The sequence below is a fragment of the Ensifer sp. genome (genome assembly GCF_031989085.1).
GTDB lineage: Bacteria > Pseudomonadota > Alphaproteobacteria > Rhizobiales > Rhizobiaceae > Ensifer.
Genome location: NZ_DALZXU010000007.1, coordinates 249,383 through 270,402 on the forward strand (window position 1 = coordinate 249,383; position 21,020 = coordinate 270,402).

Genomic DNA, 21,020 nt, shown 5'->3' on the forward strand with positions numbered 1-21,020 from the left:
CGATGCACGAGCGCGCCCTGTGCTGACAGGTCGGACATCATCCGCTAGGATCGTCCCGTTTGGGGCAGGAACCGCACATGCTGCAATCCATATCGGAACAACTTTTCGGGGAAGTTTTCATCACGGAAGAGCTCTTTCGACGACCGATCGATGATGCGGATTTCTTGCGTGAAAAAACTGCTCTCCAGGAACTTGCAACCCACATGATCAAGGATCCTGATGGAGTTCTACCGAAGTTCGTCCAGCTCGCAATGGAGATGACAGGTGGAGTATCTTCAGGCCTCAGCCTTTATGACGGGCGCTCCGCTCCAGGGATCTTTCACTGGAAGCATCTGTGCGGAAGTCTCTCGGCATTCGAAGGTGCGACGACGCCACGGAACTACAGCCCGTGTGGTGTAACCCTTGATCAGGGAGCCCCCGTCCTTACCCGCCATTCCGAACGGGCATATTCCTGGATTTCCGACGCTGGAATCGAGATCCCAGAAGTCCTCTTGGTGCCTCTTTACGTCGGGACCGATGAACCGTTGGGAACGCTGTGGGTTGTCTCCGATGAGGAAAGACATTTTCATGGTGGGCATGCGCGCATTGCAGGCGAGCTTGCGACCTTTGTAGGCATCGCTCTTCACATCCAACGAAGCCAAGAAGAATTGCGAAATGCTCTTGAGGTGCAAGAGACCCTAACGAAGGAAATGAACCACAGGGTGAAGAACGTTTTTGCCCTGACTGAAAGTCTGATCCGCCAAACGCTGAAAAGCTCCGACACCAAGCACGATATGGCCGTCGCGCTTTCAGGTCGAATTGCAGCCCTTTCGCGCGCCCACGACATCGTCCTGCGGAATCGAGAATCGTCAGATACAATGGGTTTCGAGGAACTCCTAAGGGCAATCGTGGCACCTCATGATAATTCCTCCGACGGCGTACCGACTGCCATCCCGTCACGCGGACCGACGCTGGAGCTCGACGAGCGTCAAGCCACCGCTATTGCCCTTATCTTCAACGAATTGGCCACGAACGCGGCCAAATACGGTTCCCTCAGCGTCGCCGGCGGAACCGCAACCATTTCCTGGGCAATCGACAATGACTGGGTGTCCGTTACCTGGCAGGAACGCGGCGGGCCGCGTACCGAGGTTCCCAGCCGAAAAGGCTTTGGCAACTTGCTCGTAGAAAGAACGGTAGCCGGCATGGGCGGGACACTTGCCTATGATTGGCATGCTGACGGAATGACGGCGGTGATATCGATTCCGAAGAGTGTGTTTCAATAACGCCCTGCCAGAGGCGACCGGCCTGCTGCAAGTATGCCGACACTCAGCTTGGTGCTTACACTGGCCTGTCCTCGATCGGTCTAGTGCTTCGTGTGTAACTGGCTGAAGTCGGGAAATGCTCAACGCGCTCGCCGGGAGGGGCGAGCGCGAACGGTGAAACAGATCTCGACCTATTTCTTCAGCTTGGAGTAGTCGAACTTCGGAGCCTTGGAGAGGTCATCCTTGTTGGTGTCCACATACGCCTTCCAGGTCCCGTCGTCGTTGGCGAGCGCGAATGACGCGGGATCGATTACGACATAGCTCTCACCAACCCCCAGGAAACCGCCAACGCTTGCGATGATGCCGATGACCGATTTTCCGTCACCGATGACGACGTCTGAAATCTCGCCGACGTCTTCGTTCTGCTTGTTGTAAATATCGACGCCGACCAGCTGTGAAGCAACGATATCCGTATCCCTGATCTCCACATGTTTCAGCGGCATTTTCGCAGCCGTTCCCATCGTGATGCCGGGACCAGCCAGCATGGCATCCGCACCGGTAGCGGCCGGCTCTTGCGCGAAAGCGGCGCTCGAAACGAGGGCAACAGTAAGGGCGGCGGCGGCGACATATTTCATGCAAATCTCCTGTTTAATGCTCGCCACGCCGACGATGTCGTGGCGACCCTAAACGGAGTCAGCGCGAAAAAAGTTCCAGTAAATCATTGTTTTAAGTGGAATCCGGCTCTTCCTCGCGAGGTCGGGCCCCCCATCATATGGTTTGCACGCTGAATGGGACCGGACGACAAGGAGATGACAGCGTGTGTGGGAACGGTACCAATCGCCAGGAAGTGCGGTATTCTTGCTTTGTTAGGTGACGAAATTCGGTCGAGGCGCAGAACGTTCACGGTGGGAGAAGGTCAAACGTCGATGACTCAATGTTCTGCTCGTATTTCACATCCAAAGATGATCTGCTGAGAGCACGCCTTGAGCCACTTCCATTCCAGGGAGGTAACTGCCATGCCGACCCGGCGCCATTTCCTTATCAGTTTCGTTACGACGCCCATCGTTCTGCCGGAGCTCGGCCATGCTGCCGCTTTGCCTGCGGAACTGCCGCTTACGGCTTCTTGCCATGAGGACGGCGAACCGACACCGGTGCAGACAGAAGGACCTTATTTTACACCGGACAGTCCTGAAAAACAGGACTTCGCGTTTGATGCACCGGGTGGTGAAAAGCTGACGCTTGCCGGCTACGTGCTAACAAGGGAATGTCAGCCTGTGGCTAAAGCGTTGATCGAGTTGTGGCATGCCGATGAGAGCGGGATCTACGACAATGTCGGATACAAACTCCGTGGCCATCAATTTTCCGATACACAGGGCAAATGGTGGTTCGAGACGATCGTACCAGGGATCTACCCTGGTCGCACTCGGCATTACCACATCAAGGTCCAGCGACCCGGCGGGAAAGTGCTGACGACGCAACTGTATTTCGCCGGTGAACTTGGAAACCAACGTGACCGGTTGTTCGATGATTCCCTGTTGCTCGATGTATGGGCGACCAGCGACGGAAAATTCGGCCGCTACGATTTCATAATCGCATAATCGGCGCCTTCCGGGACGTTCCAGCAGTTTGCCGTGCTGGAGCCCAACGCGCAGACAGCAACGGCGTCTTGCGGTATTTTAGAAACTAGAACTAGAACGGGAACGATTTCGTCGCTCGATGCTTTCCCTCCTGCACTCATCCAAGGGAGAACGTTGATGAAAACGCTTGCTGAAATTTTCGAGCACACGCTGCAGGATGTATACTTCGCCGAGAACGCGATCACCAAGGCGCTTCCAAAAGTCGCCAAGGCCGCAAACAGTCCCGAACTCAAGAAGGCGGCCGAGGAGCACCTGTCCGAAACGAAAGACCAGATCAAGAAGCTGGAGCAGGTCTTCAAGTCCATCGGCAAGAGCGCATCCGGCGAGAAATGTGATGCCATCGAGGGCCTCATCAAGGAGGCCGACGGCTTGATGAAAGAGGCGGAAGGCACGGCGCTGGACGCCGGCCTTCTGGCGGCTTGCCAGGCTGTCGAGCACTATGAAATTGCCCGCTATGGCTCGCTTCGTGAATGGGCCAAGGATCTCGGTCACGACGAAGCACACAAGCTTCTGAGCGAAATCCTCGATCAGGAGAAGGCGACGAATAATAAGTTGACCAATCTTGCCGTGACCTCAATCAACAAGGTCTCCGGGCGTTCAAAAGCGGCGTGAGCAAAAATGGGGCGGCATTGTCCGCCCTTTCTTCTCGCGGGCACTTCCAGCGATGGAAAGCGTGGTCATAGCGTGGCGATGGCCCATGCCTGGCAGCAGCAAGGGAAGCGAGCTCACGATTTCTGCTTGTCTCCCGCGCTTTTGCCGTCAGAGCTCTTCGACCGCTCTTCGACACGTTTGGCACCCTTGGCCAATGGACTGCCTTTCTGGCGCTCGATCCGTCTTTCCTCCTTTTTTGTGCTTTCGATCAGTGCTTTGGCCGAGGCATCACCCTCTGCCGTTGGTTCCTGTCGCTTGGGCATGGCATTCTCCTTGCTGTTCACTCGTTGCTCGAACCAGCTGAATTGCCTAGGCGCGATCTGAAAGCCAAAGCGCTCAGGCTCTTTTAACAGGAAGCTCCTGAACTGTCCGGTGATGGGCATTTGCTTTCGTGCGAACAGGCGCAGTAACGGAAAACCACCTTTGTGCGCTGCCGGTCGAGGTCAGACGCTATTCTACAAAATCAACACGCACCCCGGGTTTGACCATACCTGCCAGCTCCTCTACGTCCCAGTTTGCCAGGCGCACACAGCCATGTGAGCCCACCTTGTCGATAAGTGATGGCTCAGGCGTGCCGTGGATGCCATAGGTCGGCTTTGACAGATCGATCCATACCGTTCCCACGGGCCCGTTCGGACCACTCGGGATTTGAAGAACGCCGCTGTTCTCACCCTGTTTGAAGTTCACCTTTGGATTGTAGGTGTAAGTCGGCATTTTGACGACGCCGTTGACCGTGTGGCTCCCCGATGGAGCAGGCGTATCGGAGCTGCCGACTGTAGCAGGGAAAACGGCTAAAAGCGCATCGCCGTCACCATAGGCGAAGATCTGACCCGCCCTAGCATTTACTTCAAAGCGACGAACCTCCCCCGCCACGGCGGGGCCCGGCATAACCACTGAAATCGTTTCGCCAACGGTAAAGCTCGCCCGTGGATTGAGCGCTTTCAAAAGGTCAATATCCATGTGGAAATGCTCGGACAACCGCTCGGCAACGCTGGTGTAGCCGAGATGGCTCATCTTTGCCTTTTCGCCATAGTCGTCGGGCACGGCTTTCACCAGGTTTTCCGTATCCTGATTGGAGATCTTGTAGCTCTGGGCAACAGGCGCATTCGACTTTAAGCGAGCCGTAACGTCAGGGTCGAGCTTGCCATCGACAGGAAGTCCGTGCATCGCCTCGAAGCCTGCCACCGCCTTGCTGAGGTTCTCTCCAACATAGCCGTCGATCACACCTGGAGAGGCCCCGGCCCGGTCAAGCAAGACCTGAAGGTTAACGACTGCGGGATCCGGCGTTTTTTCCCCATCCACTGGGGAAGAAGTTTTACCGGAACTGAAGCTGGGCAGGGTCGAATTGATTGTTTCAGGCAAAAGTTCGGCGCCGCTGACAGGTTCCTCAAGCAGCGCTGAGGCGAGGAAAGTGGCAAGAATGATGAAGCTCTTCATGAGCATCCAAACGAATGTCGCGTGCTGTTGTTCCGCCTCGGGAGCTGAAGCAGGCGTCCTAAATGCTCGCCTTCAATCGCTGCGTGCTCTGCGATGGAGTCCTAGTGAAAAAGATGGCCCCCTTTCGGAGGCCATCTTGCACACGATCCGGAGGGATTAGGTCTAGATCGCTTGCGCGTGCTTGCGTACAATTTCCAGCGCGCAGGAATGTTCCATCGCAGTATCGAAATGCGCGTGCAATGGTCGATGGAAAAATCGATTTTACTCTCTGCGCCGTCTAGTAACCGCCGATGATCGGCAAGATCTCGCCGGTGATGTAACTTGAGCAATGAGGAGAGGCGAGAAAGACGTAGGCCGGCGCAATTTCCTCGGGCTGAGCCGGTCGTCTCATCGGCACGTTAGCCCCGAACTTCGAAACATCCTCCGCTTCCTTATCGCTGGGGTTAAGGGGGCTCCATACCGGACCAGGCGCAACCGCGTTCACCCTAATGCCCTTGGAAACGAGCTGTGACGCCAACGCGCGCGTAAAGGCGTGAATGCCGCCCTTTGTCATGGAGTAATCGAGCAATGTCTTTTGACCATCAATGCCGGTGATGGAACCGGTGTTGATGATTGCCGAGCCGGGTCGAAGATGAGGGACTGCGGCCTTTGTCATATGGAAGTAACCGTAGAGATTGGTCTTTAGCGTCTCGTCGAAATGGTCGTCACTTAGGTCTTCGATGTCATACGAATGCGCTTGAAAGGCAGCGTTGTTGACCAGAACGTCTAGCTTGCCGAATTCCGCGACCGCCTTGGCAACAGCCTTCGCGCAGAATTTTGAATCCTTGACGTCACCCTTGAGAACGAGGCAACGGCGGCCCTCGCGCACAACGGCCTCCGCCGTCTGCTTAGCGTCATCATCTTCATCGAGATGAAGAATGACCACGTCGGCGCCTTCTCGCGCAAACAGCACGGCGACCGATCGCCCGATCCCTGAATCCCCTCCGGTGACGAGTGCCACCTTATCGAGAAGCTTTTCTGACCCCAGGTAAAAAGGGGCATCGTAAAGCGCAGGGGGGGATAGCTTGCTTTCGTCGCCAGGCTTCTTTTGATGCTGTTTTGGAAAGGGAGGCGCGGGGTAGGTTCGTCCACCTGCCTGCATCGCGGCAATCGTCGCAGGCTTTCCCTTTTCGTCGTCTTTGGCGACTTTCTTCTGGATCGCACGTTGCTTTGCGGGTGTAGCAGATCTTGCCATTGTGACGTTCCTTTCAAGCTTTGCCCTTGAACTACAACGCTGGATCCGCGACTTTGTGCCGAGTGATCTGGGTCTTGGAGCGATCAGCGCATGAGGCCGGCCGCGCGCAACGCGTCCTCGATCGTTCGACGAATGCCGTTAGATGGATCTTGGCGGAGCTTGTTGTGGCGGGAGGTGGATCTTGGCCTGCAACGCGCCCGGGTTCGATCCAAAAGCCTCAAACGGAGCCAGATGGCCCTCGTCGTCTATACCAGATTGCATTGAGCGAAAGTGTTTGAGGCGTGCCAGGGTGTCGGATAGGGAGCGCATGGTGGTACCTCCAAGGCCGTAACGGCCAGGATGGCTGTCATAGCGGCCGTGCGCAGACAAAATAATGCTGCACTGCACAAGGCAATGCTGCATTGCACAGTTTCGATGTTTATTGCTTTGTTGAACCCCTCGGACATTCAGGTTGCTGGGGTTAGATGCCGAGAGATGCTGCGATCAGGGACTTGCCGTCTCGGGATGTGAGCTTCCGAGCATTGTCATTCAAGCCATAGGTTCTGAAACGTCAACGTCGATACCGAGACAGGTTCACCAATGTCGGTCCGTACAGAAACTGAAATTTTGGTCCCAATCCCGTCAGGCAATTCGTCGCGTGCGATGTCGACAAGTATGCGCGTGACTTCCTGCATGACGGCTTCGCGGGAGGCAAGCTCCATCCCCTGTTCGTCGAGCGTTTGCCCGTCTCCGTTTTGCAGATCAAAAAAATAGCGCGTCATAGATTCAACCTCCGCTCGAGAGAAAGTCCGATTGGCGGGTAATGTTCCTTCCTTGTTGAGCGAGCTGGATGCGAAGGGGTCAGTTTGGAGTTTGACGTGCAACCACTCCGTTTGAGAGGGGAGGTCGCGCGCTCTCATGGACCTGAGCGGTCAGGTCGTGTGACGAGCTCAGATACGGTCTGGTTCGACGGTCCTTCTTGTTTTCTCCTCTCCAGACTGCGCGCCTGTGAACGGGCGGCGCGCAACTCCTCTAGGTTGGGCAGCCACCATCCCCGGCTAATTTCGGCCTTGTTCGGGCGATGATGCGCTGGCCAGGTCGCCACCAGTTCTGACAATGATGCCGGTCGCCATCGAGCCCAGACAAAGTCGCGCGTGTCCGCCGTGACATGAGGATAGGAGCGTCTGATATCGTCTGGTTCGGCGTACTCTCCCGTTACGTCGGTTACCAGCACCACGCCGTAAAGAGGCGTCATCACTACTCTGCCGATTGGCGGCTGCCCGTCCGCCGGAACCGGATATCGACGGCGACGGCGCTCGTTGTTACGTAGTTTGGCGCTCTCATACTTCGGTGTGAGCCTTTCTTCCTCCTGCCGGCGCTTGCGTTCGGCCGGTTCGCTTCGCCGCGCGGCCGCCTCTATCGCGGGCCATTCGCGGCGCAAGGCTTCATAGGATCGAAACGGCACTCGCCATGCGCGTAACTCGTCGTCCCACCGGGCCCAGGGTATCGATCGGAGATGCTCAACAGCCGTCCTGGAATAGGGAGTGCGCACGCGGATATCCTCCGCGAACTCCAGATATCGACTGGAGAGCGGTTCAAAAATGTACGCATCGCGCCCTTTGGAATCCGCATGCAACTCAAGGCTTTCATTTTCTCGAGCTAGCCATTTTGCGATCCGCTTACCTGCCGTCTTGCCCGGTACAAACCACGCCCGCCGCTCCTCATTCCAACGGGCACGCGGGAACGCCCTGCGAAAGCGCTCCACGGTCATCCGGTCATAGGCAAATTCCGTTGTAGCGCCTATCCGCGTTTCGTTGGCAGACTTGTCTCCAAGGAATTGCATTGCCATCACCGCATATACTGAGCCTCTTACTCAAACGCCTGGGAAAGCCACAGGTTCATTCCTCAATGGAACAACGAGACATCTCTACCGTTGGAAGTCATTGCGACCACTCCAAAGGAGACCGTCACCATGGATACCGAACGCCCCGGCGGCATGGAATTCGCCATAGAAGACGACCGACTGGCAACAATTCCGGCCGAGCACGTCGCAAAAGTCCGACAGGTGCAACTAGAGGCGCTTCGGACCGAGCTAGGCCACCTGAGGGCGGAATTGGCTGGCATCGTTGCAGGCACGTCTCGACTGGCCCTGACCGAAGCTGTCGTTGTTCTTGAAACGACGGAAAACAGCATCAGAAGACATTTTCTGCCCGTGCTGATCGCGGCCGGCGCGATCGGTTATCTATGGGGCATTTCCCGTCAAGCTCGCTAGGCGAGAGCGCTCCTTGGGCTTGGTTCGTTGTCGAATGCTCTGTCGAACAGGACTTGTCTCAACCCGTCAAATTCTTAAGGACCGAACCGCCGGCGTCGCAAAGGATGCGGACGAAGGACTGATCGAGCTTGCAAAACCGGCCGACGTCGGTGAGCTGATCAGGAAGCTCGGCAAGCTTCGTGTCTGGGCGCGGGAAGAGAAAGCACGAGCAGGCTGACAATCGGCCAACCAGTTCCCATTTATCCACGTGGCTTGTGCTGGTGGTCGCAATGTTGCATGAGCGATTTCAACCAGCCCAGTCCGAGGGGTGCGTTTCGAGGAAGAAGGACCCGTAGTGATGACGCCATCATTCTTCGACCGCGATGCTGTTGCCGTCGCCGAAGCATTGATCGGCGCCACTCTTGAGTTGGACGGGATCGGCGGCGTCATTGTCGAGACCGAAGCGTATCGGCGCGACGAGCCGGCCTCGCACAGCTACAAGGGCCAAACCCTTCGAAACAGCGCGATGTTCGGACCGGCAGGTCACGTCTATGTCTACAGGTCCTATGGTCTGCACTGGTGTCTCAATTTTGTTTGTGAAGCGGGCAGTGCGGTGCTGATCCGGGCGATGGAGCCACGGACCGGTATCGAAACCATGCGCTTGAGGCGCGGAACGAGTGTCGACAGGCTCTTGTGTGCTGGACCCGGCCGTCTTTGCCAGGCGCTTGCAGTCACCAAGGAGCATGATGCTCGGTCGCTTTTCTCAGCGCCCTTTCGCGTCACGGCCGCCCACGAGGTGGTGGAAGTCTGCCAGGGGCGGCGCATAGGCATCAGCAAGGCGATCGATCTTCCGTGGCGTTTCGGCGCACTCGGATCAAGCTATCTCAGCCGCGGATTTCCAGAGCTTATCGCTCGGAGCGCTCTGATAGACCGCGGAACATTCCCGTCCTGAGATCATTCCCCTTGAGGTCGCAGGCTGTGCCAAGCGGACACGATGGGGATGGAGAACATCAGGATTTTTCCGTTTTCTCCTTTTGGCCAACGAAGTGGCAGTCGAGCTCCTTATCCATCCGGCCTGCGACCGTCTGGTGCGAATGTCAAATTTTGCAGCGCTCGACGGCTGATGATAAAGCGCACCATCTGCTCAACGGAATTAGCTCCATGGCAAAACGTTCGGGAAGTGCTGATCTGCCGCTCCATGGCGGGCGCGTGCCCAAATGGCTCGGCGAGCGCATGACCAGGCTTGGCGGGATTATCACCGAAGCGATCGTCCTTCATTATGGTCGAGACGAGTTCCTGAAAAGGATGGCACACCCTTTCTGGTTCCAGTCTTTCGGTGCTGTCATGGGAATGGACTGGCATTCATCCGGCATCACCACGAGCGTTATAGGCGCGCTGAAAAGAGGACTCGCGCCAAGGGCGTCAGAGCTTGGCATCCATGTCTGCGGCGGGCGGGGAGCCCAGTCGCGCAAAACGCCTTCTGAACTGTTGGCGATCGGTGGAAGGGTCGGATTTGACGCCGAACGGCTGGTTACGACCAGCCGCCTCGTTGCCAAGATCGACAGTGCCGCCTTGCAGGATGGCTTCGACCTCTACCTCCATGGTTTCATTGTCACGGATGATGGAAAATGGGTGGTCGTGCAACAGGGCATGAATGGAGACCAGCGTCAGGCACGACGCTATCACTGGCTTTCGGAAAACCTAGAAAGCTTTTTCGATTCTCCGCATGCCGCAATCGAAGGGACGAGCCAAGGCGTCATCGTCAATCTCGCCGATCGAAGGGCGCAGCAATCGCGAAAGGGGCAGATCGACCTCCTCGAAAATATGGGACCCGACCGCATCGTTCGCGAAGCAATGGCAATCCGGCGTGCAGAGCGCGTTGTCGAAGCCGTGCCGGAGCAGCTTTCATTGCCGCATCTCATCATGCCGTCACATCACGACGTGCGGGAAAAGGATGTGAACATGAGCCGGCTGCACGCAGCCCTTGCCTCTGCAGCGGATCGAGGGCCGAAGGACTTTCAGGACCTCCTTCTCACGCCCGGCGTGGGCGCAAGAACGGTGGAGGCGCTCGCCATGGTCGCTGAAGTCGTTCACGGGGCTCCTTGCCGCTTTTCTGATCCGGGACGGTTTTCGCTCGCCCATGGCGGCAAGGATCGTCATCCCTTTCCTGTTCCCATCAGGGTCTATGACGAAACGATCAAGGTGATGAAGTCGGCTGTTTCGAAGGGTAAACTCGGACACACCGAGGAGCTGGAAGCGCTTCGACGGCTGGATGAGCAAGCTCGCCGCCTGGAGCACTATGTGACTGGCCCGGACTTGAAGGAGATCATCGCCGGCGAGTTTCGTCGATCATCTTCGTTTGCCGGCCGCAGCGTTTTCGGTTGGGAACCGCTGGCAAAACCCGAAGTTTCGGAATGAGCGGTACAAAATCAATGCCGTCGTCAAATTTGCACCGGTTTGATCGTCGCCACCGAGATGTTACCTTCCATCAGGCCGCGCACGAGCCCAGTTTTTGCATGCTCGACTTCGATGACCGTGTAGAGCTTTTCATCACGAAACGCGCTCGCGTCCAGCGTGCTCACGCCTTCGGCCGGCGCCGCATCGACCTCCATGTAATCGAGCTCGCACCCGGCGGCCACGACACGCGCATCGCCTGATGACCTGGCCGCGACGAGCACTTCGCCCTGGTTCAAGGCGTTTTGCCATCGCGGGTCGTTTGGGGCTGCGATAGGCACCAGGCGATAGACGCTAAGAGGTCCTCCTTCTCCCACGAAATCCGTGGCCTGGCGCCGCGCGTCGGCAAACTGGGCCTTGCTTTCCATTGATCTGCCAAATTCCGTGGCGTTTTCACCGGTCGGCTTTGCCGAGCCGTCGTTCTTGTTGGACATTGTTGCAATCTCCTTTGGTTCCCCAGCTGCAGCATGAGAGCGGGCGCCAGCCGAGCCACCCCGGCCAATCGACGTCGACACCGTTCACGCACCTTTCGTTGGGTCAGAAGGGATAACGGAGGTGCTGCGAAGGAGTTCCGGGATCCCGTCAATTGACCGGGGTGACCCGCCAGATCGTGTTTCCAACGTCGTCTGCAACGAGCAACGCACCGCGGCGATCCACCGACACGCCGACGGGTCGGCCGCGTGCCCTGTCATCGCCACTGATGAAGCCGGTGAGGATATCTTCAGGGGGGCCGGACGGCAGACCGTCGGAGAAGGGAACGAAAATCACCTTGTAGCCACTTCGAGGGCGGCGGTTCCATGAGCCGTGCTGCCCGACGAACGCGCCGTTTTGATATTTGGATCCAAAGAGCTCCCCGGTATAGAACGTCAGGCCGAGCGAGGCGGTATGCGCTCCAAGCGCATAATCCGGCACGATTGCCTTGGCCACCAGATCGGGCCTTTGCGGGTTGACCCTGGCGTCGACATGCGAGCCGTAATAGCTGTACGGCCAGCCGTAGAATCCGCCATCCTTGACCGAGGTCATGTAGTCCGGAACGAGGTCGCTTCCGATCTCGTCGCGTTCGTTGACCGCCACCCAGAGCGCGCCGGACTGAGGTTGCCACGAGAGACCGTTCGGGTTGCGCAATCCCGAGGCGAAAAGCCGTATGTCCTTGCTGGCGAGATCGATCTCAAGCACAGCGGCCCGGTTGGTTTCCGCTTCAATACCGTTCTCGGCGACGTTGCTGTTAGATCCGACAGTCGCGTAGAGCTTGGTCCCCTCGGGATTGGCAATGACGTCCTTCGTCCAGTGATGATTGATCGGGCCAGCCGGTAGATCGGCGATCTTGCGACCCGGCGAGGCGATCTTCATCTCGCCCTCCTTGTAATCGAACGCCATGACGGCATCGGTGTTGGCAACGTAAAGAACCCCATTCGACAAGGTCATTCCGAAAGGTGAGTTGAGGTCTTCGAGGAACGAGGACCTGATCTCTGCAACGCCATCACCATCCGCATCGCGCAGAAGTGTAATCCTGTTGGCGCTCGGGACTTCGGCTCCGGCACGTCCCATGAACAGCCCCATCGCAAATCCGCGTAAGGAGAAGCCGGTGTCTTCCTTGGGAGGCTTGTTGCTTTCGGCAACGAGAACGTCGCCGTTCGGCAGCACATGAAGCCAACGGGGGTGGTCGAGGTCGTCAGCAAAGGCCCCGACCGTGAACCCTTCCGCAGCCGTCGGCTTTTCGCCTGGTGCCCACCCGATAGCCTCCGCCACATTGACGGTCGGGACGAACGTCGGGTTCGGTTCTGGCAACTGCGGCTTGCTGCCATACCCCTCTTCGGCAGTCAGCGTGGCTTGCTCCTGATTGAGGAAGACGAGCGCCGCGCCGACAATCAGCAACGCGAGGAACAAGAACGCGATAGAAACCAGAACCCTGCGCATGCTGACGCTCCTTGAAAGCTGGTTGGAAAGCTGGTGACACCGAGCTAACTCGCCAGCATGCCGATCGTTTCATTTGACGCCGGCAAGTGCAGCGAAATGTCATTTTGGGCTGGAACTTCGCGCGGCGGTGGTAGTTTCCCTCACTTGAGGGAAGGGGCGTCCGTTGATCTACCGATGTAGCCATCGTGCGGGGAAAACGTATCCCGCTTTCCAGGGGGCCAGGAAGCCGAACGAGCGGTCGTTGGCTATTGGCGTCCGCATGGCGGCTGTACTCCTGTCTACTTTTCTGCTTTCAGCCTGCACAGGTCCCCAGTCGGTCTTTGGAGCGGCTGGACGCGAGGCGTTAGCGATCGAGGACCTGATTGTCGTAACCGCAGTCGGCGCCGCGTGTGCCTGGTTTATCGTAACCTCGCTTCTCATCTATGCAGGTCGTGTGCGACGCCACCGCTTCGCCGAGGAAACCGCGCAGCGATTTATCACCTGGGGAGGCGTGGTCGTCCCCACGGTCCTCCTTTTCGCGCTTCTTTCCTATGCGGTGTGGAGCATGCCGGCGACGCGTCCATGGTTTGATCGCCAGCAAGCGGATCTTCAGATCGAAGTCACCGGCGAGCAGTACTGGTGGCGGATACGCTACCTTAACACATCAGGCGATGTGGCATTTGAAACTGCGAATGAATTGAAGTTGCCTGTCGACCGGCGCATTCGTGTTTCGCTTAAGGCAAACGACGTCATCCATTCGTTCTGGATCCCCGCTCTTGGCGGCAAGATGGACATGATACCCGGGCGAACCAACACGCTCTGGCTGGAGCCGACCCGGATCGGGTCTTATCGTGGACCATGTGCGGAGTTTTGCGGCACCTCACATGCATTGATGACCCTGACGGCAATCGTCATGACCATGGATGACTTCGAGACTTGGCGGCAGGGCCGCACAAACAAATCTCCAACATCTGCGGATGCAGGCGCTGCGTTCCAGCGCAACGGTTGTCCCGCCTGCCACGCGATTGACGGGACTGACGCGAAGGGTCTGGTCGGACCGAACCTGACAGCGTTCAAAGACCGGCTCAGACTAGGGGCGGGGGCTGCCGCCAACACACGGGACAATCTATTTCGCTTTATCCGCGACGCCGGGGAATTCAAACCCGGCGCTCAGATGCCGGCTTTCCCGATGATTCCTGAGGGCGAATTGAATGCGATCGTCGACTACCTCGCAGGTGAAACATGAGCGTCGTTGAAGATCGGGACCAGACGCCAATCTCGACGGACGAGGAGGAGCGGCAGCTTCGGGCGGTATGGGCCAACCCGTCCGGCTGGCGCTACTGGACCTCGGTCAACAATACCCAGATCGGCCTTTGGTATGCGGCGACTGCATTCCTCTTCATGCTCTTTGCCGGGGTATTAGCGCTTCTCGTGCGCGCGCAGCTTGCCGTCCCCGAGAACGATCTTTTATCGGCAGATTTCTTCAATCAGGCGTTTACCCTTCATGGCACCGTCATGATGTTCCTCTTCGCGGTGCCGATCTTCGAAGCCGTCGCAATCTTCCTGCTGCCGCCTATGCTCGGGGCGCGCGAACTGCCGTTTCCTCGTCTTTCGGCCTTTGGTTTCTGGAGTTTTCTTCTCGGCGGCGTGTTCGTCTGCGGGTCAATCTTCTTCGACGCCGCACCCAACACCGGCTGGTTCATGTATCCGCCGCTTGCGACCGACAAACAGTACTCGGGTATCGGCGCCGATATCTGGTTGCTGGGTCTTTCCTTCATCGAGGTGGCCTCGATCGCCGCCGCGGTCGAACTGATTGTCGGCATCATGAAATGCCGCGCCCCGGGCATGCGGATCAACATGATGCCGCTGTTTGCCTGGTATCTTCTAATTGTCGCCGGCATGATCCTCTTTGCCTTCCCGCCACTGATCGCCGGCGACATTCTGTTCGAGATGGAACGAATGTTCGACTGGCCGTTCTTCGATGCCGGACGGGGAGGGGATCCCTTGTTGTGGCAGCACCTGTTCTGGATATTCGGCCATCCCGAGGTCTACATCATCTTCCTGCCGGCCATCGCATTGATGGCGATGATCGTCCCGACTTTCGCCCAAAGACCGATTATCGGTTATTCCTGGATCGTTCTGGCGGCGGTCGGAACAGGGTTCCTGAGCTTCGGCCTTTGGGTCCATCACATGTTTACCACCGGCCTGCCGCAGATCTCGCTTGCCTTCTTCTCGGCCGCCTCCGAGGCCGTCGCCATCCCGACCGGTGTCCAGATATTCGTTTTCATAGCGACCATGCTGGCGGGGCGCGTGATCCCGTCGGTGCCGATGCTGTTTGGCGGAGGCGGTCTGGTGATTTTCGTCGTCGGGGGGCTCACCGGCGTCATGGTTGCGCTGGTACCGATCGACTGGCAGGCGCACGACACCTACTTCATCGTCGCCCACCTGCACTACGTCCTGATCGGCGGCATGCTTTTTCCCGTTGTGGCGGGCATCTACTACTACTATCCCCTCATCAACGCCCGCAAACTCTCCGATCGAATGGGCAAGATCGCCTTCTGGCTGATGTTTTCCGGCTTCAACATCGCGTTCTTCCCGATGCACTTCGCCGGACTGCGCGGCATGCCGCGGCGTGTCTTCACCTATCCGGCCGATGTTGGCTGGGACTGGTTCAACATGGTCTCCACGATCGGTGCATTCGTTTTTGCGACCGGCATTGCGATCGTCGTCGTTGACGTTCTGCGGCCAAAACACCGCCAGCCCAAGGGCCAGGCCAACCCCTGGAATGCCGGCACGCTTGAGTGGATATCCGAGCCGGAGGAAAACTGGGGTGTGCGCTCCATACCGATCATAAAAAGTCGCTATCCGCTTTGGGATCAGCCAGGACTTCGCGACGATATCGCCAAAGGACGGTTTTATCTGCCTGGCGCGGCTGAGGGCTATCGCGAGACGCTTGTCACGTCGGTCCTTGATGCCGAGCCCATCCAATGTCTGCGCGTCGGCGGCACATCCTATTTGACGATCCTCAGCGCGATGGCGTTGGGCGGTGTCTTCGTCGCGATAACGTTTCACTGGTGGATCATCACCGCTCTGTGTGCTGCAGCGTTTCTGGCTTTCGTCATCGGCTGGTTGTGGACCGGCACGGCGATCCCGCCGGAAAAAGCGGAGAAGGACGTAGGTCTTGGGCTTTCCTTGCCTCTCTACGTTTCAGGCCCCGCATCCGTTGGATGGTGGGCGATGTTCATTACCATGGTGGGAGACGGAACGGCCTTTGGCAGTTTGGTCTTCGGTTACTTCTTTTACTGGACCATCCACGATGATTTCACAGCTGGTCTTGCCGGACCCGGTTTGAAGTGGCCCTTGGTGGCTCTCGGCCTGTTTGCATCGGCATGGATTGCGATGGTCGCTGCGCGGAGCGTGAACCGCGGCCATCGGACACGCGGCATGCGCGTTCTCGTCCTGTGTGCGCTGACGCTCACCCTGCTTGGAGGTGCAGCTGCCCTGGCAGGACCATTGCTCACGCAAATGGACCCGACAGAGCACGTCTATCCGGCAATCGTCTGGGTCCTCGTTCTATGGCTTGTGTCCCATGCTGCCGTCGGTGTGGTGATGCAACTCTATTGCCTGGCGCGCAGCTTCTTCGGACGCCTGACGGCCACACACGACATCGATCTCGTCAATGTCGTTCTCTACTGGCACTTTTTGACGATCACCGCGTTGACCACCCTTGGGGTCATCGGTTTGTTTCCGGCAATGAGGTAAGGGAGCTATGCGAATATTCCCTCGAGACCTTGAGACGCTCTGGACGCTTTTTACGGCGCCCGTCGTCTGGGCGGTGCATTTCCTCGCATGTTACCTGACGGTGGCGATCCATTGCGCAAAAGGAGGCGGCGAACGCCAATTCGCCATGCTTCAGTTGGTGCTTGGCGGCGTAACGCTTGCAGCGCTTGCAACGATCGCGATCTCCGCATTCCTCGCCTGGAGACAGTGGGGGTTCGGTACGACAGACCCGCCGCATGATGATCCGACGGAGGAAGCGCGCAAGTTGTTCCAGGGTTTCGCAACCCTTCTCCTTTCGGCGCTTAGCTTCGTCGCCGTGCTGTTCGTAGCAACGCCTCTCCTGGCGATCGATCGTTGCTTCTCATGAGGTCGGGAGCTCTCATCGCAGCGCTTGCGTTGCTGATGGTTGTCGTTGCGGCATCGCTTGCGGCCTTCGATCCGCGGGCCTTCTCCGGTCATATGTCAGTGCATATGGCGCTTGTCGTCGTCATTGCTCCTCTCTTTGCCTGCGGCATTTCCGGCACACGATTGGACCCGACGATTTCCTGGGGGCCTGGAGCCGCAATTCTGTTGTCCTTCGTTGAATTCGTCGTCGTCTGGATCTGGCATGTCCCAGTGATGCGCGATCTGGCCGAGCTCTCTGTCAGTATGCGGTTGCTGGAGCATGCGACCTTTCTCGCCGCAGGCGCCTTGCTCTGGCTCGCCTGCCTGGGAGCGGGTGCGCAAGTCGAGCGTCGGCTGGCTGGAGCGGTCGCACTCCTGATGACGTCTATGCACATGACTCTCCTGGGGGTGCTGCTGACGATGTCGCCTCGGCCGCTCTTTGGCGGCGGCGACGTGAGCTGTCTTGGGGTGACGATGACCGCAAGTCAGGATCAGCAGGTCGGCGGCATAATCATGCTGCTGGTTGGCGCTGTCGTATACCTCGCCGGTGGAGTTGCTCTCGTTGCCAGGTTCCTTGGTGCCCCTCCCATGCAACCTCGCAAGGGGATCGAGCTATGAGGCGTTGCTGGAAATGTCTTGCCGCAACCGCCGGGCTCGTCCCGGTTGCCGGTTTGCTGATTGCCTGGCTCGGGCTGGTCCCAGTTGGCGCGACGGGCGGTCATTGGGCAGTCACCGAATGGTTCTTGCATTGGACGATGCGCTCTTCCGTTAGAACAGCAGCGCTTGGGATCGAAAAGCCTGCCAGCTTCGAAAAAGAGGCCCATTTGCGGGTCGCAGCGGCTCATTTCGAAACCGGTTGCGCCGAATGTCATGGCTCTCCGGTTGAGCGTCGCTCGGCCGAAGTGCTGGCAATGTTGCCACCCCCACCCGATCTCAAGGCCAGCATCCGTCAGTGGAAGGACGAAGAGTTGTTCGTGATCGTGCGGGATGGGCTTCGCTATACCGGTATGCCGGCTTGGCCGGGTCGTGAACGCGAAAACGAAGTCTGGTCGATGGTCGCATTTCTCAGGGAGCTTCCCGACATGAATGCCGCCCGATACCAGGAGCTCGCAGGCGGCATGAGCGCGGGAAAGGGATCTGCATTCTCCTCCTGTCTCTCCTGCCATAGCCAAAGCAGAGAGGACGGCGATGACGGCAGTCCGGTGATAGCGGGACAGTCGGAGCTATATCTGAAGCAAGCTTTGAACGCATACATCGACGGAGACAGAGAAAGTGGTTTCATGGAGGTGGCGGTATCGAAGCTTGAACCGTCGGATATCGTCGATGCTGCCCATCACTTTTCAAATCGCACTGGTGGCAAGCTTTCGGCGAAGGTGACTGCTCCTGCTGTCGATACACGCGTTCTAACCCTCGTTCACACCGGTGACCCTGTGCAGAAAGTTGCCGGCTGCAATGCTTGTCACGATGGTCGCAACCCACGCTATCCGTTGCTCGCCGGGCAGTCGCGGTCCTACCTCCGGCAACAACTCCTGCTCTTTAGATCGGGCGGGCGCAAAGAGAGCGCCACCGAGCTGTTGATGAGCCAGGCTGTGAGAAATCTTTCTGATGACGACGTCGAGCGGCTTGCCGCTTACTATGCCTCCATCCCGTCGACCGGAACACCGCGGTGATCAACCGAGGCACGGATCGGCGCTACATCATCGGCGGCGCGACGGCGACCAAGCATATCCATCCAAAGCTTCCACGGTGTTCAGCTTGCGAAACTGGAGGCGATCGCTAGGCCTTCGACCGCCGCTGCGGTTTTGCCCGTGCTCACCCGTCAAGTCTATCGAATGTCTCTTTTTGCATCGCACCGATAGCTGCTCCTTGCCGCGTTGCGCCAAGAGCCTATCTAGCCAGCAAATTCTAAGAGTGGAGAAGATCTTTGGGCGAATGGCTAAGATTGGTCGGGGCAGACTTGGATTTTCTACCTCATCTCGGATCGCTCCTCTTCGCATATGCGCTGGCCTTTCCTATCGGTTGGGATCGCGAGAGAAATGAAAGAAGCGCAGGTCTGCGGACATTCCCGCTGGTCGCCATTGCCAGCTGCGGATTCATCCAGGCTGCAGAACCCCTGATACAGGGCAATGCCGAGGCGACCGCGCGAATTGTCGAGGGCCTGATAACGGGCATGGGCTTTATCGGGGGTGGGGCTATTCTCATCGTAAGGAGCAGCGTGCGGGGCACGGCAACTGCCGCAAGTCTGTGGGCAACCGGAGCGATTGGGACGGCTGTCGGGCTTGGTTCGTTCGATACGGCGATCGTGCTCTCACTGGTAACATTCGTTACCCTTCGTGCCCTGTCCAGCTTCAAGGAGGAGGGAGCGAGCGAAAAAGGCCAACCCGAGTAAACCGCCGCCTTCCGTGAGGAAATTGATTGGCTGGTGTTGACCGTCTCAACCTCGGTGCAAAGTGACAAGCACCGACGTGTCAGATAATGCTCGCCTTGGGGATTGTTTAAGGCGCAGAGTCAAATGGTCATAAAGCGGGGGAGCCCTTCGGTTGCAACAGCTGCGACGGCCGTCATTGCGGCCATGTTTGCCGCACTTCTCATCCTTCTCGGCCTTTGGCTCCACGAGAGCTATTCGTCAGCAATCAAGGGCACAGAAGAGCGGGCGACGGCGGCAGCGAAGATTGTGGCGACCAACGCGGCGTGGATCGACGCGCTCGCCTGGCAAGCACTTCAACGCATCGACGATTCCCTCGGAGCCGATATCGGAATTGCCAGCGACACCGTTCACGACATCAACGACGCAGTCGCCGATCTCCCAGGTCGTGTTCAAGCCTATGTCGTGGATCGCAATGGCAATACCTTGTACTCCACGGATCCCGCCATCAAGCCGATGAACATTACCGACCGACCCTATTTTTCCGAGTTGGCAAAAGGGGCAAAGACGCACGTATCCAGCCTTCTGGTCAGTCGCCTCACCGGTGACCAGATTTTCGTCTTCAGCCGCCGCCTGGATCGCAAGGGTGAATTTGCGGGCGTGGCGACCGTGGCTTTCCAGGGTAAAGTACTCGCCGCGGTCTGGGAAACAGTCGACCTCGGTTCGGGATCAACGGTCGGTATCATACGCAGGGATGGACAGTTGGTCGCTCGATATCCTGCCCCCGCCGGCCCGCTCGACATGAGCAAGTATACCCTCTTCACCGACTTACTGCCGAACGCTTCCTCTGGGACGTATCAGGCCGTGTCACCCGCCGACGGCGTTTCGCGTATTGTCGGATATACCGTCGTCGAAGGCACTGAATTTATAGCAGTCGGATCGGCCGAGCGAAGCGCAGGCTTGGCACCATTCTGGAACGACGTTTTCATCGCCGCCGCAGTCCTGATGCTTGCAGCCGTCGGTTCAGTGGCTGCCGGTGCCTGGATCAAGCATCTGCTACGGATCGATGCCGCTAAATCCGCCAGCCTCACAGCGGCGCTCGACGAAAACCAACTTTTGATGCGGGAGATCCATCATCGCGTCAAAAACAACTTTCAATCCGTCCAATCGCTGATCCGGACCCAGCAACTACCCAAGCATATCCAGCAATCCCTCCTCGACAGAATTGCGGCGATGGTCGCGGTTCATGAACAGATTTACAGCCGCGACCAGTTCACGACAGTGTCCACCCGCGAGTTGATCCCTGCAGTGGTGGATAAGCTGCTGCTCGCCTGCGGCGACCGCGTTGGCGTCACTTATGAACTTGAAGACATCGACATCGCGGCCGACCATGCAACGCCGCTCGCGCTCCTGACGAACGAGGTGGTTACAAACGCTCTCAAATACGCTTTCCCGGATGGTCGCCGCGGCGTCGTTTCCGTCACACTGACCTCACTGGCAAACAAGCGCGCCTGTCTCGTGATTGCCGATAACGGAATTGGATTCGACAAAAACGCGGCCGTCACAGGAATGGGCACCCGTATCGTCCAAGGCGTGGTGGGCCAGCTTCGAGGCGAATTCATCTATGAGCGTCGCAACGGTACCGTCTTCACTGCCGAAATCGAGATCATCGACTAGCGGACACCGCAGCCCGAGCTTTTCCACGAGGTGC

General features: G+C 58.0%; 21 protein-coding genes. 13 read left to right on the plus strand and 8 right to left on the minus strand.

Annotated features, from left to right (window positions below):
- The first annotated feature begins 77 nt into the window (after positions 1-77).
- The gene (locus tag RTP54_RS24710) at positions 78-1,262 is read left to right on the plus strand and encodes an HWE histidine kinase domain-containing protein (protein WP_312366182.1); all 1,185 of its coding nucleotides are present in this window, start codon (positions 78-80) and stop codon (positions 1,260-1,262) included.
- 170 nt (positions 1,263-1,432) lie between these two features.
- On the opposite strand, the gene RTP54_RS24715 is transcribed toward RTP54_RS24710, so the two are convergent.
- Entirely contained in the window at positions 1,433-1,876 is a 444-nt protein-coding gene (locus RTP54_RS24715) for a PRC-barrel domain-containing protein (RefSeq protein WP_312366183.1), read from the minus strand.
- A gap of 381 nt (positions 1,877-2,257) precedes the next feature.
- Between RTP54_RS24715 and RTP54_RS24720 the strand changes: the two genes are divergently transcribed.
- A complete protein-coding gene (locus tag RTP54_RS24720; protein ID WP_312366184.1) occupies positions 2,258-2,839 on the plus strand; it encodes an intradiol ring-cleavage dioxygenase in 582 nt (193 codons plus the stop codon).
- Positions 2,840-2,995: 156 nt separating this feature from the next.
- Positions 2,996-3,490 (plus strand): ferritin-like domain-containing protein, encoded by a 495-nt coding sequence (locus RTP54_RS24725; RefSeq protein WP_312366247.1) that lies wholly within the window; start codon positions 2,996-2,998, stop codon positions 3,488-3,490.
- Positions 3,491-3,603: 113 nt separating this feature from the next.
- On the opposite strand, the gene RTP54_RS24730 is transcribed toward RTP54_RS24725, so the two are convergent.
- The 5 genes from RTP54_RS24730 to RTP54_RS24750 form a co-directional block, all read right to left on the minus strand.
- The gene (locus tag RTP54_RS24730) at positions 3,604-3,792 is read right to left on the minus strand and encodes a hypothetical protein (protein WP_312366248.1); all 189 of its coding nucleotides are present in this window, start codon (positions 3,790-3,792) and stop codon (positions 3,604-3,606) included.
- Positions 3,793-3,979: 187 nt separating this feature from the next.
- Positions 3,980-4,972: a L,D-transpeptidase gene (locus RTP54_RS24735; protein WP_409517200.1), complete on the minus strand. Its 993-nt coding sequence runs from the start codon at positions 4,970-4,972 to the stop codon at positions 3,980-3,982.
- 271 nt (positions 4,973-5,243) lie between these two features.
- On the minus strand, positions 5,244-6,200 hold the full coding sequence (locus RTP54_RS24740; RefSeq protein ID WP_312366186.1) for an SDR family oxidoreductase: 957 nt from the start codon (positions 6,198-6,200) through the stop codon (positions 5,244-5,246).
- A 524-nt stretch (positions 6,201-6,724) separates the two neighbouring features.
- Complete coding sequence (locus tag RTP54_RS24745) at positions 6,725-6,961, minus strand: DUF6894 family protein (protein WP_312366187.1); 237 nt, start codon at positions 6,959-6,961, stop codon at positions 6,725-6,727.
- Between the two features lie 134 nt (positions 6,962-7,095).
- Positions 7,096-8,022: a hypothetical protein gene (locus RTP54_RS24750; RefSeq protein WP_312366188.1), complete on the minus strand. Its 927-nt coding sequence runs from the start codon at positions 8,020-8,022 to the stop codon at positions 7,096-7,098.
- 129 nt (positions 8,023-8,151) lie between these two features.
- Here RTP54_RS24750 and RTP54_RS24755 point away from each other — a divergent pair, with 129 nt between their 5' ends.
- The 3 genes from RTP54_RS24755 to RTP54_RS24765 all read left to right on the plus strand — a co-directional run bounded on the left by RTP54_RS24755 (position 8,152) and on the right by RTP54_RS24765 (position 10,848).
- Positions 8,152-8,451, plus strand: a complete 300-nt coding sequence (locus RTP54_RS24755) for a hypothetical protein (RefSeq protein ID WP_312366189.1) — start codon at positions 8,152-8,154, stop codon at positions 8,449-8,451.
- A 337-nt stretch (positions 8,452-8,788) separates the two neighbouring features.
- A complete protein-coding gene (locus RTP54_RS24760) occupies positions 8,789-9,382 on the plus strand; it encodes a DNA-3-methyladenine glycosylase (protein ID WP_312366190.1) in 594 nt (197 codons plus the stop codon).
- A 209-nt stretch (positions 9,383-9,591) separates the two neighbouring features.
- Positions 9,592-10,848, plus strand: a complete 1,257-nt coding sequence (locus RTP54_RS24765; RefSeq protein ID WP_312366191.1) for a DUF763 domain-containing protein — start codon at positions 9,592-9,594, stop codon at positions 10,846-10,848.
- A 23-nt stretch (positions 10,849-10,871) separates the two neighbouring features.
- Here RTP54_RS24765 and RTP54_RS24770 read toward each other — a convergent pair whose 3' ends face one another.
- Entirely contained in the window at positions 10,872-11,318 is a 447-nt protein-coding gene (locus RTP54_RS24770; protein ID WP_312366192.1) for a hypothetical protein, read from the minus strand.
- A gap of 148 nt (positions 11,319-11,466) precedes the next feature.
- Entirely contained in the window at positions 11,467-12,801 is a 1,335-nt protein-coding gene (locus tag RTP54_RS24775; RefSeq protein WP_312366193.1) for a sorbosone dehydrogenase family protein, read from the minus strand.
- A 259-nt stretch (positions 12,802-13,060) separates the two neighbouring features.
- On the opposite strand from RTP54_RS24775, the gene coxB reads away from it, so the two are divergent.
- The 7 genes from coxB to RTP54_RS24810 all read left to right on the plus strand — a co-directional run bounded on the left by coxB (position 13,061) and on the right by RTP54_RS24810 (position 20,986).
- Positions 13,061-14,026, plus strand: coding sequence for a cytochrome c oxidase subunit II (coxB, locus tag RTP54_RS24780; RefSeq protein WP_312366194.1), 966 nt, complete (start codon positions 13,061-13,063; stop codon positions 14,024-14,026).
- Positions 14,023-16,542 (plus strand): cytochrome c oxidase subunit I, encoded by a 2,520-nt coding sequence (gene ctaD, locus RTP54_RS24785; RefSeq protein WP_312366195.1) that lies wholly within the window; start codon positions 14,023-14,025, stop codon positions 16,540-16,542. Before coxB ends, ctaD begins: the two co-directional genes overlap by 4 nt.
- A gap of 7 nt (positions 16,543-16,549) precedes the next feature.
- Positions 16,550-16,927, plus strand: a complete 378-nt coding sequence (locus RTP54_RS24790; protein WP_312366196.1) for a hypothetical protein — start codon at positions 16,550-16,552, stop codon at positions 16,925-16,927.
- Positions 16,924-17,562, plus strand: a complete 639-nt coding sequence (locus RTP54_RS24795; RefSeq protein WP_409517210.1) for a cytochrome c oxidase assembly protein — start codon at positions 16,924-16,926, stop codon at positions 17,560-17,562. The genes RTP54_RS24790 and RTP54_RS24795 overlap by 4 nt, the downstream gene beginning before the upstream one ends.
- Positions 17,559-18,614 carry a c-type cytochrome gene (locus tag RTP54_RS24800; protein ID WP_312366197.1) on the plus strand — a complete coding sequence of 352 codons (1,056 nt, stop codon included), beginning with the start codon at positions 17,559-17,561 and terminating at the stop codon, positions 18,612-18,614. Before RTP54_RS24795 ends, RTP54_RS24800 begins: the two co-directional genes overlap by 4 nt.
- Positions 18,615-18,868: 254 nt before the next feature.
- Entirely contained in the window at positions 18,869-19,333 is a 465-nt protein-coding gene (locus RTP54_RS24805; protein WP_312366198.1) for an MgtC/SapB family protein, read from the plus strand.
- A 123-nt stretch (positions 19,334-19,456) separates the two neighbouring features.
- Positions 19,457-20,986 carry a sensor histidine kinase gene (locus RTP54_RS24810; RefSeq protein WP_312366199.1) on the plus strand — a complete coding sequence of 510 codons (1,530 nt, stop codon included), beginning with the start codon at positions 19,457-19,459 and terminating at the stop codon, positions 20,984-20,986.
- The last annotated feature ends 34 nt before the right edge of the window (positions 20,987-21,020 follow it).

What these genes read in the sequence shown, in the direction of transcription:
- RTP54_RS24710 (WP_312366182.1), top strand. Translation starts at nt 78, where the DNA reads ATGCTGCAATCCATATCGGAACAACTTTTCGGGGAAGTTTTCATCACG.
- RTP54_RS24715 (WP_312366183.1), bottom strand. Translation starts at nt 1,876, where the DNA reads ATGAAATATGTCGCCGCCGCCGCCCTTACTGTTGCCCTCGTTTCGAGC.
- RTP54_RS24720 (WP_312366184.1), top strand. Translation starts at nt 2,258, where the DNA reads ATGCCGACCCGGCGCCATTTCCTTATCAGTTTCGTTACGACGCCCATC.
- RTP54_RS24725 (WP_312366247.1), top strand. Translation starts at nt 2,996, where the DNA reads ATGAAAACGCTTGCTGAAATTTTCGAGCACACGCTGCAGGATGTATAC.
- RTP54_RS24730 (WP_312366248.1), bottom strand. Translation starts at nt 3,792, where the DNA reads ATGCCCAAGCGACAGGAACCAACGGCAGAGGGTGATGCCTCGGCCAAA.
- RTP54_RS24735 (WP_409517200.1), bottom strand. Translation starts at nt 4,972, where the DNA reads ATGCTCATGAAGAGCTTCATCATTCTTGCCACTTTCCTCGCCTCAGCG.
- RTP54_RS24740 (WP_312366186.1), bottom strand. Translation starts at nt 6,200, where the DNA reads ATGGCAAGATCTGCTACACCCGCAAAGCAACGTGCGATCCAGAAGAAA.
- RTP54_RS24745 (WP_312366187.1), bottom strand. Translation starts at nt 6,961, where the DNA reads ATGACGCGCTATTTTTTTGATCTGCAAAACGGAGACGGGCAAACGCTC.
- RTP54_RS24750 (WP_312366188.1), bottom strand. Translation starts at nt 8,022, where the DNA reads ATGCAATTCCTTGGAGACAAGTCTGCCAACGAAACGCGGATAGGCGCT.
- RTP54_RS24755 (WP_312366189.1), top strand. Translation starts at nt 8,152, where the DNA reads ATGGATACCGAACGCCCCGGCGGCATGGAATTCGCCATAGAAGACGAC.
- RTP54_RS24760 (WP_312366190.1), top strand. Translation starts at nt 8,789, where the DNA reads ATGACGCCATCATTCTTCGACCGCGATGCTGTTGCCGTCGCCGAAGCA.
- RTP54_RS24765 (WP_312366191.1), top strand. Translation starts at nt 9,592, where the DNA reads ATGGCAAAACGTTCGGGAAGTGCTGATCTGCCGCTCCATGGCGGGCGC.
- RTP54_RS24770 (WP_312366192.1), bottom strand. Translation starts at nt 11,318, where the DNA reads ATGTCCAACAAGAACGACGGCTCGGCAAAGCCGACCGGTGAAAACGCC.
- RTP54_RS24775 (WP_312366193.1), bottom strand. Translation starts at nt 12,801, where the DNA reads ATGCGCAGGGTTCTGGTTTCTATCGCGTTCTTGTTCCTCGCGTTGCTG.
- coxB (WP_312366194.1), top strand. Translation starts at nt 13,061, where the DNA reads ATGGCGGCTGTACTCCTGTCTACTTTTCTGCTTTCAGCCTGCACAGGT.
- ctaD (WP_312366195.1), top strand. Translation starts at nt 14,023, where the DNA reads ATGAGCGTCGTTGAAGATCGGGACCAGACGCCAATCTCGACGGACGAG.
- RTP54_RS24790 (WP_312366196.1), top strand. Translation starts at nt 16,550, where the DNA reads ATGCGAATATTCCCTCGAGACCTTGAGACGCTCTGGACGCTTTTTACG.
- RTP54_RS24795 (WP_409517210.1), top strand. Translation starts at nt 16,924, where the DNA reads ATGAGGTCGGGAGCTCTCATCGCAGCGCTTGCGTTGCTGATGGTTGTC.
- RTP54_RS24800 (WP_312366197.1), top strand. Translation starts at nt 17,559, where the DNA reads ATGAGGCGTTGCTGGAAATGTCTTGCCGCAACCGCCGGGCTCGTCCCG.
- RTP54_RS24810 (WP_312366199.1), top strand. Translation starts at nt 19,457, where the DNA reads ATGGTCATAAAGCGGGGGAGCCCTTCGGTTGCAACAGCTGCGACGGCC.